We start from the raw sequence: 14142 nt of genomic DNA on the forward strand, positions 1-14142 counted from the left end.
CGAGTTTTAAATACGGAACCGAGAATCTGATGAGTGACTATAAATCAACCCTGAATTTGCCGGAAACAGGGTTCCCGATGCGCGGCGATCTCGCCAAGCGCGAACCGGGAATGCTGGCGCGTTGGACTGATGATGACCTGTACGGCATCATTCGTGCGGCCAAAAAAGGCAAAAAAACCTTCATTCTGCATGATGGCCCTCCTTATGCGAATGGCAGTATTCATATTGGTCACTCGGTTAACAAGATTCTGAAAGACATTATCGTGAAGTCCAAAGGACTCACGGGCTATGACTCGCCTTACGTTCCGGGCTGGGACTGCCACGGTCTGCCGATCGAGCTGAAAGTAGAGCAGGAATATGGCAAACCGGGCGAGAAGTTCACCGCCGCTGAGTTCCGCGCTAAATGCCGTGAATACGCTGCTACACAGGTTGACGGTCAGCGTAAAGACTTTATCCGTCTTGGCGTGCTGGGCGATTGGTCGCATCCGTACCTGACCATGGACTTCAAAACCGAAGCCAACATCATTCGCGCGCTGGGTAAAATCATCGGCAACGGTCACCTGCATAAAGGTGCGAAGCCGGTGCACTGGTGCGTTGACTGCCGTTCCGCGCTGGCGGAAGCGGAAGTTGAGTATTATGACAAAACCTCCCCGTCCATCGACGTGGCGTTCCACGCAGCCGATCAGGACGCGGTGAAAGCGAAATTTGCCGTTTCTGACGTTAACGGCCCGATCTCGCTGGTTATCTGGACCACCACCCCGTGGACGTTGCCGGCGAACCGCGCGATCTCCCTGGCGCCTGATTTTGACTATGCGCTGGTGCAGATCGATGGCCAGGCCGTGATTCTGGCGAAAGATCTGGTTGAAAGCGTCATGCAGCGTATTGGCGCGGCTGACTACACCATTCTGGGTACCGTTAAAGGCGCAGAGCTGGAACTGTTGCGCTTTACCCACCCGTTTATGGGTTTTGACGTGCCAGCGATTCTGGGCGATCACGTCACGCTGGATGCGGGTACCGGGGCGGTACATACCGCGCCTGGCCACGGCCCGGACGACTATGTCATCGGTCAAAAATATGGTCTGGAAGTGGCGAACCCGGTTGGTCCGGATGGCGCTTATCTGGCGGGCACCTACCCGACCCTGGACGGCGTAAACGTCTTTAAAGCCAACGATATTGTTGTCGCTCTGCTGAGCGAAAAAGGCGCGTTGCTGCATGTCGAGAAGATGCAGCATAGCTATCCGTGCTGCTGGCGCCATAAAACGCCGATCATCTTCCGTGCGACCCCGCAGTGGTTCGTCAGCATGGATCAGAAAGGCTTGCGCGCGCAGTCTCTGAAAGAGATCAAAGGCGTGCAGTGGATCCCTGACTGGGGCCAGGCACGTATTGAATCCATGGTTGCCAATCGTCCTGACTGGTGTATCTCCCGTCAACGTACGTGGGGTGTGCCGATGTCTCTGTTCGTTCACAAAGACACCGAAGAGCTGCATCCGCGCGCTATCGAACTGATGGAAGAAGTGGCTAAACGCGTTGAAATTGACGGTATCCAGGCGTGGTGGGATCTCGATCCGAAAGATATCCTCGGCGATGAAGCAGACCAGTATGTCAAAGTCCCGGATACGCTGGACGTATGGTTTGACTCTGGTTCCACCCACTCATCCGTTGTGGACGTGCGTCCTGAATTTGCTGGCCACGCAGCGGATATGTATCTGGAAGGCTCTGACCAACACCGCGGCTGGTTCATGTCTTCTCTGATGATCTCCACTGCCATGAAAGGCAAAGCACCTTATCGCCAGGTACTGACTCACGGTTTCACCGTGGATGGTCAGGGCCGTAAGATGTCCAAGTCTATCGGTAACACCGTTTCTCCGCAGGACGTGATGAACAAACTCGGCGCGGATATTCTGCGTCTGTGGGTCGCGTCTACCGATTACACCGGTGAAATGGCGGTTTCTGACGAAATCCTGAAACGTGCAGCCGACAGCTATCGTCGTATCCGTAACACCGCGCGCTTCCTGCTGGCGAACCTGAACGGGTTCGATCCAGTAAAAGACATGGTGAAACCGGAAGAGATGGTGGTGCTGGACAGGTGGGCGGTAGGTTGTGCACAAGCGGCCCAGGAAGAGATCCTGAAAGCTTACGAAGCCTATGACTTCCACGAAGTGGTACAGCGCCTGATGCGCTTCTGCTCCGTCGAAATGGGTTCGTTCTACCTCGACATCATCAAAGACCGCCAGTACACCGCGAAAGCGGAAAGCCGGGCGCGTCGTAGCTGCCAGACTGCGCTGTTCCACATTGCAGAAGCGCTGGTTCGCTGGATGGCGCCGATCATGTCCTTCACCGCTGATGAAATCTGGGGCTACCTGCCGGGCGATCGTGAAAAATACGTCTTTACCGGTGAATGGTACGAAGGCCTGTTTGGCTTAGGCGAAACCGAGGCGATGAACGATACCTTCTGGGACGAGCTGCTGAAAGTACGCGGCGAAGTGAACAAGGTTATCGAGCAAGCGCGTGCGGATAAGAAAGTCGGCGGTTCTCTGGAAGCGGCAGTCACCCTGTACGCTGAACCCGAACTGGCGGCGAAACTGACCGCACTCGGCGAAGAGTTGCGCTTTGTGCTGCTGACCTCCGGCGCGAGCGTTGCGGACTATGCCGCGGCGCCAGCTGATGCTCAGCAGAGCGAATTGCTCAAAGGTCTGAAAATCGTACTGAGCAAAGCCGAAGGTGAGAAGTGCCCGCGTTGCTGGCATTACACTACCGACGTCGGCCAGGTGGCGGAACATGCAGATATCTGCGGACGCTGTGTCAGCAACATCGCCGGTGATGGCGAACAACGTAAGTTTGCCTGATGAGTAAGCCTCTTTGTTCAACAGGACTACGCTGGCTATGGCTGGTGGTAGTCGTGCTGATTATCGATTTAGGCAGCAAGTACCTGATCCTCCAGAACTTTGCTCTGGGGGATACGGTATCGCTGTTCCCGTCGCTTAATCTGCACTACGCGCGAAACTATGGCGCGGCGTTTAGCTTCTTAGCCGACAGCGGCGGCTGGCAACGTTGGTTTTTTGCCGGTATCGCTATTGGTATCTGCGTCATCCTGATGGTGATGATGTATCGCTCGAAGGCGACGCAGAAGCTGAACAACATCGCGTATGCGTTAATCATTGGCGGTGCGCTGGGCAATCTGTTCGATCGCCTGTGGCATGGCTTCGTGGTTGATATGATTGACTTTTACGTCGGTGACTGGCATTTCGCGACATTCAACCTGGCTGATACGGCAATCTGTATCGGCGCGGCATTGATTGTTCTCGAAGGCTTCTTACCGTCGAAAGAGAAAAAAGCCGCATAAAAAAATGCCGGATGGCGCTATGCTAATCCGGCTTACAATCTATCGCGAACCTTGTAGGCCCGGTAAACGTAGCGCCACCGGGCAAACAGGCGGCAGCAATTTTAAAGAGCAACCTGCATGTCTAAATCAGTACAGAGTAACAGTGCGGTGCTGGTGCACTTCACCCTTAAGCTCGACGATGGCTCCACCGCAGAGTCAACCCGCAATAACGGCAAGCCTGCGCTGTTTCGCCTGGGCGATGGTTCTCTGTCTGAAGGACTGGAACAACACCTGCTGGGCCTAAAAGAGGGTGATAAAACCACTTTTGCTCTGGAGCCGGATGCCGCCTTTGGCGTGTCAAGCCCGGACTTAATTCAGTATTTCTCGCGTCGGGAATTTATGGACGCGGGCGAGCCAGAAATTGGCGCTATCATGCTCTTTACCGCAATGGACGGCAGTGAGATGCCAGGTGTGATTCGTGAAATCAACGGTGACTCGATCACGGTTGATTTCAACCATCCGCTGGCCGGGCATACCGTTCATTTTGATATTGAAGTGCTGGAAGTCGAACCGGCGCTGGAGGCGTAAAATGCAGATCCTGTTGGCTAACCCGCGCGGTTTTTGCGCTGGCGTAGACCGCGCTATCAGCATTGTAGAAAACGCGCTGGCTATTTATGGCGCGCCGATTTATGTCCGTCATGAGGTGGTGCATAACCGCTATGTGGTGGATAGCCTGCGCGAGCGCGGCGCTATTTTTATTGAGCAAATCAGTGAAGTGCCTGACGGCGCGATCCTGATCTTCTCCGCCCACGGTGTCTCTCAGGCGGTACGTAACGAAGCCAAAGGTCGTGACCTCACGGTTTTCGATGCCACCTGTCCGTTAGTCACCAAAGTGCATATGGAAGTGGCGCGCGCCAGCCGTCGCGGTGAAGAGTCAATTCTGATTGGACACGCCGGGCACCCGGAAGTCGAAGGCACGATGGGGCAGTACAGCAACCCGCAAGGGGGAATGTATCTGGTTGAATCACCGGAAGATGTACTGAAACTGAATGTGAAAAATGAAGGAAAATTATCCTTCATGACGCAGACCACGCTCTCCGTTGACGACACCTCTGACGTTATTGACGCGCTGCGTCAACGCTTCCCGAAAATTGTCGGGCCACGCAAAGACGATATCTGTTATGCCACCACCAACCGTCAGGAAGCGGTTCGCGCGCTGGCGGAACAGGCTGATGTGGTGCTGGTGGTCGGCTCGAAAAACTCCTCTAACTCCAACCGTCTGGCTGAACTGGCCCAGCGCATGGGGAAAGCGGCGTATCTGATCGACGATGCGACCGATATCCAGGAAGCGTGGGTAAAAGAGGCGAAGTGTGTGGGCGTGACGGCCGGAGCCTCGGCACCGGATATCCTGGTGCAAAACGTGATCGCTCGCCTGCAGGAGCTTGGCGGTGGGGAAGCTATCCCGCTGGAAGGCCGTGAAGAAAATATTGTTTTCGAAGTGCCTAAAGAGCTGCGTGTGGATGTTCGTGAAGTAGAGTAAGTCTTTCACGATACGATTATGAGAAGATGCCAGACTTAACGTCTGGCATTTTTTATGGAGAAACCATGCGCTTACCGATCATTCTTGATACCGATCCCGGCATTGATGATGCCGCCGCTATTGCCGCCGCGCTGTTTGCCCCTGAGCTGGATCTGCAACTGATGACCACGGTAGCAGGCAACGTTTCGGTGGAAAAAACTACCCGTAATGCGTTGCAGTTGCTGCATTTCTGGAATGCGGATATTCCGCTGGCGCAAGGGGCATCAATGCCACTGGTACGGCCGCTGCGAGATGCCGCTTCCGTGCACGGCGAGTCCGGTATGGAAGGGTATGAATTTGTTGAACATGACCGCCAGGCGATGGCAAAACCCGCCTTCCAGGCTATTCGTGACGCGCTGATGCATGCCCCGCAGCCCGTGACGTTGGTGGCGATTGGCCCGCTGACCAACATCGCGCTACTGCTGACTCATTACCCTGAATGCGTATTCAATATTCACCGTTTGGTGATTATGGGCGGTTCTGCCGGGCGCGGGAACTTCACGCCAAACGCCGAGTTTAATATTGCTATCGATCCTGAGGCCGCCGCGAAAGTTTTCCACAGCGGGCTGGAGATTGTGATGTGTGGGCTGGATGTCACTAATCAGGCTATGCTCGCCCCGGACTATCTGGCGACCTTGCCTCAGCTTAACCAGACGGGAAAAATGCTGCACGCGCTATTTAGCCATTACCGCAGCGGCAGTATGAATACAGGACTGCGGATGCACGACCTGTGCGCGATTGCCTGGCTGGTGCGCCCGGAACTGTTTACCCTGCAGCCGTGCTTCGTGGCGGTGGAAACTCAGGGGGAATATACCTCGGGTACCACGGTGGTGGATATTGAAGGGCATTTGGGTCATCCGGCAAATGCCCAGGTTGCACTGGATCTTGACGTTGAGGGGTTCCAGCAGTGGGTGGCAGAGGTGCTGGCGCTGGCACCTTGAGGCTGTGATCCGGCCCGCAATATGCAGACAGAATTAGCAGGTTAATCGATTAATCTGCTAATCTTATCCTGTTGTTCTCCTCGGGCCGGAGACACATATGAACCTTTCTTTTATCCAGCCACCGCAGGTGGCGTGGGCAAGCGGCGCATTAGCCGATGGCCCGTTATTGCGTAAATCCACTCGCATTCAGGATCTTACTGACGTTTTTGCCGATGAAAATGCCCGCCAGCAACTGTCAGGCGAGCAGGTCGTATATGACGTTGAGATGTTGCATACGTCCCCCGCAGAAGGCGAACTCTACACCGGTGTTACCCATCTTTATCCTGGCCGGATCGGCCGCGAGTATTTTATGACCCGTGGGCATTTCCATGCGCGTCGCGAACAGGGTGAGGTCTATTTTGGTCTGCGTGGCACGGGGTTGCTGCTGTTGCAAACTGAACAGGGTGAGGCGAGGCTGGAAAAGGTATTCGCCGGATCCGTCCACATCATCCCCGGTTTTACCGCACACCGGTTAATCAACACAGGGGAAGAGATTCTGTCGGCGCTCGCCGTATGGCCAGGGATTGCAGGCCATGATTATGCGGCGCTGACCAGGGGCTTCAGAATAAGAGTCTTTGAGGAAAATAAGACGATTCAGGCGAAGGAGGTACAGAATGGCTGACTTAGCGCATTCTTATGGCCTGGATATGAGGGTTCATCACCATCCGCTTGGCTTTAGCTATGGGGATGAAGTCACTGGACCGATGCCGGAGATTCGCCGACTCGATCACATTCGCGCCTCACTGCGCGATCCGCATTGTGAGGGGCCGGAAGAGGTGTATGCCATTGCGATGGATGTGGCACGAATGCAGGATCGCGAAGAGCTGAAAAAGCGGATGCTGTTGTTTGGCGTGGTGACTTATGCAGCGGGACGGCTGGGGGAAGAGCCGGTGCGTAGCCAGGGGCATATTCATCGTATCAGCCAGCACAGCGGCTGGTCCCCGCCAGAGCTTTACGAAATCTGGCAGGGAAAAGCGATAATCTATATGCAGGAGTATGTCGAGGACGACCCTGGGCGTTGTTTTGCTGTGATTGCCGGACCCGGTGAAAAAGTGCTGGTTCCGCCCGGTTGGGGGCATGCGACCATATCCGCAGATCCGAATATACCGTTAACTTTTGGTGCGTGGTGCGATCGTGAATATGGTTTTGAGTACGAGGCTGTGCGCGCGCATAAAGGGTTGGCGTGGTACCCGTTATTGCAGGGCAACCATGTTATCTGGCAGCATAATTCGCGGTACATACCCGGGAGATTACACGCCGTTACGCCCCGACAATATACGGAATTCTCGATTACTTCCGCGCCTGTTTACCAGCAATTCATCGAGGACCCGGCGCGCTTTCAATTTATATCACGCCCGGACAGGCACCCCGAGCTGTGGCAAAACTTCCATCCATAAAATAACCGGGGCATAGCCCCGGTTCTGATTTTGCCTGGCCTACAAACAGAAAAACGCGGTACAGTAGAGTAGGCCGGATAAGCGTATGCGCCATCCGGCAAATGACAGGCACTACCCTGCAAACAGGCCTGTCGCAACGCCGAGCGCAGCCAGTATCAACAATAAAATCATCGCTTTTACTGGCGACACGCCACGCTTGGCCATCAGATACCACGTGCCCAATACAACAATCAGCGGCAATAGCTGCGGGAAAATTCCGTCCAGCATCTGTTGCACATGAATATTTACCCCATCCTTGGTGATAAATTCCAGCCCGGTGCCCAGTTTAACGTAGCTCGCCGCTACGCCACCCATAACAAACACCCCCAGCAGCGATAACGCTTCACGCAGGCGGGCAGATTTGCTGCTCACCAGCATTTCCACCGAGCCGGATCCCATTTTGTAGCCTTTGAGGAACAAAAACCATGAGCCGGGAATAATGATTGCCAGCCAGGCGACGGTATAAAACAGCGGTCCCAGAATGTTACCACCAGCCGCCAGGGCCATACCGATACTGAGCAGGATTGGGATCAGCATGCCCGGGATCATCGAATCGCCAATCCCGGCTATAGGGCCCATCAGTCCAACCTTCAGGGTATTGATCGTTTCCCCATCGATCGGCTCACCGTTCGCTTTTTTCTCTTCCAGCCCCAGTACCATGCCATTAACGATCGCGCCTATCTGCGGCTCCGTATTATAAAACGAGGCGTGACGGCGCAGCATTTCAGTACGTTGGGCGGCGTCGGGATAGAGCTTTTTCGCCACCGGGAGCATACTCAGGCAAAAGCCAAAAGATTCCAGACGTTCAAAGCTCATGGATGACAAGTTGTGCATCATCCATGCGCGCCAGCAGCGGCGAAGATCTTTACGCGTAAGTGTACGTTCTTCCATCAGAATTCATCCTCATCATCAACGACCGACTTTGCATGCGTAGTCTGTGGCGGTTCTGGTTTGTAGTTGTAATGGATCAACGCCAACAGCGAACCGACGATCACTAGCGCGACCATGTTGAGTTTTAAAAAGACGATGCAGACAAAACCGACGAGGAAGTAGATCAGCATGGTGTAATTTTTGATAATCTGCTTAAGCAAAATCGCGATCCCGACGGCGGGTAAAATGCCTCCCAGTACGTTCATCGTCGACAGAACAATTTTCGGCAAACTGTCCATAAAACCGCTGATGTATTGCGCCCCGAAGTAGACCGCAATAAAGGTCGGTACAAAACGCAGGACAAAGTTTGTCACCTGTGGCCAGATGGCGCTGTTCAGGTAAATACCGCGTTCGTCGCCCCGCTCCAGCGCCACATCTGCCCGGTGATTCCAGAAGGAGTTCAGTACCATCATTGCGTTAAACAAAATGGTGCCGGCGATACCGATGGTGGCTGCCAGCGCGACCGCGACCTCGGGGCCCTTTCCGGAAAGGATCCCTAAAGCAATAGCCGGGTAAGCAACAAAGTTGAGGTCGGCGGGCATCGAACCGCCAGGTGTAACCATCGCGATATACACTGCCTGAACCGCGACGCCAATCATGATCCCCGTTTTAATATCGCCAAGGATAATCCCGACCAACATTCCGGAAATCAGCGGACGGGTGATCAGATACCAGCCGCCAGTCAGTCCCAGCAGCCAGGGGCTGCTGAGCGCGCCGAGGTAGCAAAGTATGCCAATCAACGTAGCTTCGATAATCATCGTGCGCTCCTTATTTCAGCTTCTGACGTGCGTCCTGCCAGCTGTAGCAACTGGCGTCTGGGACCAGGCGAAACTCAACCAGGTGCCCATGTTGTGTCAGCCAGTCAAAGGCGGCGATTTCCTCGCCATTCACCGACTGATTTGGGCCGATGGTGGTGGTATCGGCACGGGCGCTCATTGGGCCTACATTAATTTTGCCGTTGGTATTTTTTAGGCTAATACCTGCTTCTTCAATGCGCTTCAGCGTGACGGGTGATTTACCAATGACGAAATAACGCTTCTCGCTGGCAATGACTTTCGGCAGTTTTTCAATCGCGGTGGCCGTATCAAACAACCAGACTTTGGTGTCCTGCACGGCACCTTTCATTACCGAAGAGAGCAGAGGGTCGGCCGCGACGGCGTCGTCTATCGCGACAATCCCGTCACAGGGCAGCTCTTTGGCCCAACGTGTCACGAGCTGCCCATGGATTACGCGGTCATCGATACGTACAAAAGAAATACTCATAGTGGTTTCCTTTAAAAATCGTCGGACTGAACGGATAAAACCGGGGCGGCTTTAATCAACGTGGGTACCGTCAACGCCAACAGCTCGACGGCTGCGGCGTGAACATCCGTTAATTGACAGATCTCCTCGCTTTGTAACAGCATCGGGAAATTGACCCCCGCGACGACGGCAACGGGGGGAACCGTTTGTGCAGAAAACGCATGATGGCAGGCGACATTCCACGGCGTACCGCTTTGCATGTCACAAAGTACCAGTACGCCGTCAGCATCTTTCCCGGCGCTCGCGAGAACCTGAGCAAACGTCTGTTTAAACCCTTCAATACCCGCCTGTTCACTCAGCGTGACGGGGTAAACATGCGGTAATTCTCCATAAACCATACGACCGCTGGCGAGAAGCGCTTCCGCCAGGGGACCATGGGTGGCAACAATAACGTTAATCATGCGTTTATCCTCTAACCCAGGCTTTAATCGTAGCGAGTTGCTGGCCGATACCCTTGCCAAACGGCGAAATACGGTATTCTCCAACGGCGGCCGGGATAATGAAGGTCTCTGCATAGTTGACGACAAACGGGGCAAATGCGCCGCTCGGGCTTTCAACAACGGCCTGCGCACCTTCGACCAGGTTCAGGACGTTTACGCCGCCATGGGTATGGTGCGTGACCGGTGCCGTAAACCAATGGCGTCGCGTTTCAATAAACTCGCGTTCGTGCATTCCGGTTCTTTCTTCCCGCCAACCTTCTCCTTCAGCGAGAGGCTCGATACGGTTGACCAGGTTGTCGTGTACCCATTGCGTGTCGCGCTGCCAGTCAATCACCTGCTGACCGTGATCCAGATGGACCGGGCGCGGTAAGCCGTCTAACCCTAAACGCCCCCAATCCCACAGTTTAAAGGTGAAGATATATGGCGTTGCGCTGATCTCCAGCACCATGGTTCCTGCACCCGAGCAGTGGACGGTTCCGGCGGGGATCAGGAAGTGATCGTGTTTATGCGCAGGGATCTGATTAACGAATCGCGTATCATCAAAGGCTTTTTCACCACGACCCGCGGCTCGGAGATCGTCGAGCATGTCCTGCGGCGCGATCCCGGTTTTGGTGCCGAGATACACCACGGCGTTCGGCTCGGCTTCGAGAATGTAATAGCTCTCATCCTGGGTATAGTGCATACCAAACTGCTGCTGAATGTACTCAGTGAGCGGATGAACCTGAAAGCTCAAATTCTGGCCGCCAATGGTGTCGAGGAAATCAAAACGAATCGGGAATTCTGCACCAAAACGTGCGTGAACTTTCTCGCCCAGCAGGGGGCGGGGACAGGTTAGCACCAGATCCTGAGAGGGGATCTCGATCCGCACGTTGCCAAAACGCAGTAACAGGCTGTTTTCCTCGGGCACGCAATCAAAACACCACGCGTAATTGGGGGCTGAGGGATCGAGATCGAAGTGTTTTTTCATCCATTGCCCACCCCAAACGCCTGGGTCGAAGAACGGGGCAACGCGAAACGGTTGTTGAGTTGTTTGTTGCAGACCGGCGCGAAACGCGTCGCCGCTGACCATCGCGGGATGATTTTCTACCGTGGTATCAAGCAAATAATCGACGCGTTTGAGTAACGGCGTTTTGTGTCGGTCGAATACCCGCCACTCAATGAAGAAGGCACGTTTGTACCGACGAAGAATATCTTCATCCTGGTTTTCCGCCCCCCAGTTCCCCAGCCCGTCATGGCGCATACGCTGTTGAATTTCCCAGCGCGGAAGATCGGCATAAACCAGTACGTCACCCGGGTGTGCCAGCGTCGCACCGGGTCCGTATACCACGACCAGACCTTCGGCAACGGCATCAATCTGTTGGCGGAGCTGACTGAGCTTGTCGCTATCAAAAAACTCATCCAGGTGATGGCAGGAAAGGACGCCGAACACGCGATCGTCGGTAAGGTTACGCGCCAGTAACTCATGCAGGGCCTGCTCATCTCGGCGGGCGGATTCAATATTCAGCACCAGCGTGGTATCTAACGTCGTGACAAGCTGTTGTTCCAGTTCTTCAAGCCGCACGCCCGGATAGCAATCCACGATCAATACGGTTTTGGCTGCAGCAGAAACCCTGGTGTTAAGCACAGAATGGATCTCCGCCCAACCCTGCCAGGCGTGATCGTCATATCCCTGAACGTTAACCTCAGGGAATTTATTATAGGTTGTCGTCATTTTCTTTCTCCGTGTTGGCTTATTTAAGATTAATCGATTAACCTTATTTTCATAGTGTGGTTAACGCGATTAACCCGCCATATTCAGAATCAAGAGCGGTGAAAAGCGCGTTAGCGTGATGTGAATCACACGTAAAAAAGCGATATTTCGGTTATTCGATTAACCTTCGATAAAAAATCAGGAGCAGGTATGACCACAGTCACTTTGGCGCAGGTAGCTGAGCGCGCGGGAGTCTCCACGGCGACCGTGTCGATGGTATTGCGTAACCGGGGGCGAATTTCTCAGGCTACACGCGACCGGGTGCTTAAAGCGCTGGATGATGCTGGCTATGTGTATAATCAAACCGCCGCTAACCTGCGTAACCGGAGCAGTAATCAGGTTGGATTGTTGCTCCACGATATCACTAACCCTTTTTACGGCGAGATGACTGCAGGGCTAAGCCATGAGATGGAACGACATGATCTGTTGTTGTTTCTGGCAAATAGCGAAGAGTCAGGGGAACGGCAGCAAAAATTTGTCGATTCTTTGATGCGCAATAATGCCTGCGGCATGGTGCTCTGCGCGGCGCGCGAGACGCCGACATCCTTCTTCGAGGCGCTGAAAAGGCGCAATATCCCCGCCATTATGGTCGTCCGTCCCCTTAGCGATCCTGATTTTGATTTTGTCGGAACCGATAACTTTCTCGGTACGCAAATGGCCACCACCCATTTAGTTAAAATGGGGCACAAGAATATTGCGTTTATTGGGGGGGGGCCTGGTTCTGGCAGTCGGACACAGCGTATCGGTGGCTTCACCAGCACATTGCTGGAACAAGGAATATCGCCGAATCCAGAATGGATCGTGGCTACGCAGGCCAGCCAAATTGACGGCGCAAAAGTAGCGGAGTCTCTTCTTCTGCGTTACCCGCAAATTACCGCCGCCGTTTGTTATCAGGATATTGTGGCGCTTGGGGTTATGCAGGCGCTACGTAAAATGGGGCGGGAACCTGGGCGGGATTTTGCGCTGGTGGGGTTTGACGACATCACCGAAGCGGCGCTGGTACAACCTGCGCTTACCACCGTGTCGGTGGCGGCAAAAGAGATAGGTCGTAAGGCTGGAGAGCTGCTTTATAGCCGTATTCAGGGAAATGACGAACCGCCGAAACGTATTATCCTGCCGCCGGCGCTGGTAGTCAGAGAATCATGTGGTTTTTGCTGATCGTCATGCCTTTTACTGATATCTCTGGCTGTTTATCATTAAATTCTAATTATCGACGTTTTCGGCTGGCGGCGCAGCGATGCGCTGGTTACTCTGAAAACGATTTACGCAAAATTAACAAAAGAGAATAGCTATGCATGATGCACAAATCCGCGTTGCCATCGCGGGAGCCGGAGGACGCATGGGGCGTCAGTTGATTCAGGCCACACTTGGCATGGATGGCGTACAGCTTGGCGCGGCGCTGGAGCGCGAAGGCTCTTCCTTACTGGGAAGCGATGCCGGAGAGTTAGCGGGAGCCGGGAAAACAGGCGTTACCGTACAAAGCAGCCTTGAGGCGGTGAAAGATGATTTCGATGTTTTCATCGATTTCACGCGCCCGGAAGGCACGCTGGCACATCTGGCGTTTTGCCGCCAGCACAGTAAAGGGATGGTGATTGGCACCACCGGGTTTGATGATGCTGGTAAGCAGGCTATTCGCGATGCTGCGCAGGAGATTGCTATCGTTTTCGCTGCGAACTTTAGCGTCGGCGTTAACGTCATGCTCAAGCTGCTGGAGAAAGCGGCAAAAGTGATGGGGGACTATACCGATATTGAGATTATCGAAGCGCATCACCGCCACAAAGTGGATGCCCCATCGGGGACGGCGCTGGCAATGGGCGAGGCGATCGCCGGGGCGTTGGATAAAGATCTCAAAGACTGCGCGGTCTACACGCGCGAAGGTTATACCGGCGAGCGTGTGCCGGGCACTATTGGTTTTGCGACCGTACGCGCCGGTGACATTGTCGGCGAACATACCGCAATGTTTGCTGATATTGGCGAGCGTATTGAAATCACCCATAAAGCATCCAGTCGCATGACGTTTGCCAATGGCGCAGTGAGATCGGCTGTTTGGCTGAAATATAAGTCAAACGGTCTTTTTGATATGAAAGATGTGCTTGATTTACGCAGTTTATAGATTTTGTTACCCTTCGTGATGTGGTTATTGTAATCATAATTATTTGATTACATAGGGCAATATTTTATTGCCCTTTAATTTTTTGCATTTTGGCTTGGTTTTTTGTTTAAGAGTGTATTTGTTTATGTCTTCATGCTTTATTCTGTTATCTCAATGTAAATTTTGACCAAATGGTCCACTTTTTTCTATCACTCTTCCGGTTTTTACACTCTTTACCTACCGCAAGCGTTTTCCACCCTGAGTTAGATGATCTTTTTGCCTGTTAAATCGAATGATTTATTCCAGTGGCG

At 53.7% G+C, this 14142-nt stretch carries 14 protein-coding genes; 9 read left to right on the forward strand and 5 right to left on the reverse strand.

Annotated features, from left to right (window positions below; genetic code table 11):
- Nucleotides 1–29 precede the first annotated feature (29 nt).
- The 7 genes from ileS to FDX11_RS21125 all read left to right on the forward strand — a co-directional run bounded on the left by ileS (nucleotide 30) and on the right by FDX11_RS21125 (nucleotide 7278).
- Nucleotides 30–2846 carry an isoleucine--tRNA ligase gene (gene ileS / locus FDX11_RS21095; protein WP_042312449.1) on the forward strand — a complete coding sequence of 939 codons (2817 nt, stop codon included), beginning with the start codon at nucleotides 30–32 and terminating at the stop codon, nucleotides 2844–2846.
- On the forward strand, nucleotides 2846–3343 hold the full coding sequence (gene lspA / locus FDX11_RS21100; RefSeq protein ID WP_003018932.1) for a signal peptidase II: 498 nt from the start codon (nucleotides 2846–2848) through the stop codon (nucleotides 3341–3343). Before ileS ends, lspA begins: the two co-directional genes overlap by 1 nt.
- A gap of 117 nt (nucleotides 3344–3460) precedes the next feature.
- Nucleotides 3461–3910, forward strand: coding sequence for an FKBP-type peptidyl-prolyl cis-trans isomerase (gene fkpB, locus FDX11_RS21105; RefSeq protein ID WP_003018929.1), 450 nt, complete (start codon nucleotides 3461–3463; stop codon nucleotides 3908–3910).
- A gap of 1 nt (nucleotide 3911) precedes the next feature.
- Nucleotides 3912–4862 (forward strand): 4-hydroxy-3-methylbut-2-enyl diphosphate reductase, encoded by a 951-nt coding sequence (ispH, locus tag FDX11_RS21110; RefSeq protein WP_032948486.1) that lies wholly within the window; start codon nucleotides 3912–3914, stop codon nucleotides 4860–4862.
- Nucleotides 4863–4927: 65 nt separating this feature from the next.
- Nucleotides 4928–5842 carry a ribonucleoside hydrolase RihC gene (gene rihC, locus FDX11_RS21115; RefSeq protein WP_137365134.1) on the forward strand — a complete coding sequence of 305 codons (915 nt, stop codon included), beginning with the start codon at nucleotides 4928–4930 and terminating at the stop codon, nucleotides 5840–5842.
- 97 nt (nucleotides 5843–5939) lie between these two features.
- Nucleotides 5940–6503 (forward strand): glucose-6-phosphate isomerase family protein, encoded by a 564-nt coding sequence (locus FDX11_RS21120; protein WP_042312440.1) that lies wholly within the window; start codon nucleotides 5940–5942, stop codon nucleotides 6501–6503.
- A complete protein-coding gene (locus tag FDX11_RS21125) occupies nucleotides 6496–7278 on the forward strand; it encodes a glucose-6-phosphate isomerase family protein (protein ID WP_061382893.1) in 783 nt (260 codons plus the stop codon). Before FDX11_RS21120 ends, FDX11_RS21125 begins: the two co-directional genes overlap by 8 nt.
- Nucleotides 7279–7389: 111 nt before the next feature.
- Here the strand turns inward: FDX11_RS21125 and FDX11_RS21130 are convergent, their stop codons facing one another.
- Genes FDX11_RS21130 through FDX11_RS21150 form a run of 5 tightly spaced genes read right to left on the reverse strand, consistent with a single transcriptional unit; the run spans nucleotide 7390 to nucleotide 11700 of the window.
- Nucleotides 7390–8208: a PTS system mannose/fructose/sorbose family transporter subunit IID gene (locus FDX11_RS21130; RefSeq protein ID WP_016151643.1), complete on the reverse strand. Its 819-nt coding sequence runs from the start codon at nucleotides 8206–8208 to the stop codon at nucleotides 7390–7392.
- Entirely contained in the window at nucleotides 8208–9005 is a 798-nt protein-coding gene (locus tag FDX11_RS21135; protein WP_042312436.1) for a PTS sugar transporter subunit IIC, read from the reverse strand. Before FDX11_RS21135 ends, FDX11_RS21130 begins: the two co-directional genes overlap by 1 nt.
- A 10-nt stretch (nucleotides 9006–9015) precedes the next feature.
- On the reverse strand, nucleotides 9016–9510 hold the full coding sequence (locus tag FDX11_RS21140) for a PTS sugar transporter subunit IIB (RefSeq protein ID WP_061382895.1): 495 nt from the start codon (nucleotides 9508–9510) through the stop codon (nucleotides 9016–9018).
- An 11-nt stretch (nucleotides 9511–9521) separates the two neighbouring features.
- Nucleotides 9522–9950, reverse strand: coding sequence for a PTS sugar transporter subunit IIA (locus FDX11_RS21145; protein WP_061382896.1), 429 nt, complete (start codon nucleotides 9948–9950; stop codon nucleotides 9522–9524).
- 4 nt (nucleotides 9951–9954) lie between these two features.
- Nucleotides 9955–11700 carry a class I mannose-6-phosphate isomerase gene (locus FDX11_RS21150; protein ID WP_061382898.1) on the reverse strand — a complete coding sequence of 582 codons (1746 nt, stop codon included), beginning with the start codon at nucleotides 11698–11700 and terminating at the stop codon, nucleotides 9955–9957.
- A gap of 189 nt (nucleotides 11701–11889) precedes the next feature.
- Here FDX11_RS21150 and FDX11_RS21155 point away from each other — a divergent pair, with 189 nt between their 5' ends.
- Both FDX11_RS21155 and dapB read left to right on the forward strand, forming a co-directional pair.
- A complete protein-coding gene (locus FDX11_RS21155; RefSeq protein WP_137398491.1) occupies nucleotides 11890–12897 on the forward strand; it encodes a LacI family DNA-binding transcriptional regulator in 1008 nt (335 codons plus the stop codon).
- Between the two features lie 133 nt (nucleotides 12898–13030).
- Nucleotides 13031–13852 (forward strand): 4-hydroxy-tetrahydrodipicolinate reductase, encoded by an 822-nt coding sequence (gene dapB / locus FDX11_RS21160; protein WP_137398492.1) that lies wholly within the window; start codon nucleotides 13031–13033, stop codon nucleotides 13850–13852.
- Nucleotides 13853–14142 lie beyond the last annotated feature (290 nt).

Origin of the sequence: Citrobacter sp. wls714, assembly GCF_005281025.1 — a bacterium.
Classification (GTDB): Bacteria; Pseudomonadota; Gammaproteobacteria; order Enterobacterales; family Enterobacteriaceae; genus Citrobacter; species Citrobacter werkmanii.

Excerpts from the sequence above, each read along its gene's own strand:
- ileS (WP_042312449.1), top strand. The coding sequence starts at position 30 with ATGAGTGACTATAAATCAACCCTGAATTTGCCGGAAACAGGGTTCCCG.
- lspA (WP_003018932.1), top strand. The coding sequence starts at position 2,846 with ATGAGTAAGCCTCTTTGTTCAACAGGACTACGCTGGCTATGGCTGGTG.
- fkpB (WP_003018929.1), top strand. The coding sequence starts at position 3,461 with ATGTCTAAATCAGTACAGAGTAACAGTGCGGTGCTGGTGCACTTCACC.
- ispH (WP_032948486.1), top strand. The coding sequence starts at position 3,912 with ATGCAGATCCTGTTGGCTAACCCGCGCGGTTTTTGCGCTGGCGTAGAC.
- rihC (WP_137365134.1), top strand. The coding sequence starts at position 4,928 with ATGCGCTTACCGATCATTCTTGATACCGATCCCGGCATTGATGATGCC.
- FDX11_RS21120 (WP_042312440.1), top strand. The coding sequence starts at position 5,940 with ATGAACCTTTCTTTTATCCAGCCACCGCAGGTGGCGTGGGCAAGCGGC.
- FDX11_RS21125 (WP_061382893.1), top strand. The coding sequence starts at position 6,496 with ATGGCTGACTTAGCGCATTCTTATGGCCTGGATATGAGGGTTCATCAC.
- FDX11_RS21130 (WP_016151643.1), bottom strand. The coding sequence starts at position 8,208 with ATGGAAGAACGTACACTTACGCGTAAAGATCTTCGCCGCTGCTGGCGC.
- FDX11_RS21135 (WP_042312436.1), bottom strand. The coding sequence starts at position 9,005 with ATGATTATCGAAGCTACGTTGATTGGCATACTTTGCTACCTCGGCGCG.
- FDX11_RS21140 (WP_061382895.1), bottom strand. The coding sequence starts at position 9,510 with ATGAGTATTTCTTTTGTACGTATCGATGACCGCGTAATCCATGGGCAG.
- FDX11_RS21145 (WP_061382896.1), bottom strand. The coding sequence starts at position 9,950 with ATGATTAACGTTATTGTTGCCACCCATGGTCCCCTGGCGGAAGCGCTT.
- FDX11_RS21150 (WP_061382898.1), bottom strand. The coding sequence starts at position 11,700 with ATGACGACAACCTATAATAAATTCCCTGAGGTTAACGTTCAGGGATAT.
- FDX11_RS21155 (WP_137398491.1), top strand. The coding sequence starts at position 11,890 with ATGACCACAGTCACTTTGGCGCAGGTAGCTGAGCGCGCGGGAGTCTCC.
- dapB (WP_137398492.1), top strand. The coding sequence starts at position 13,031 with ATGCATGATGCACAAATCCGCGTTGCCATCGCGGGAGCCGGAGGACGC.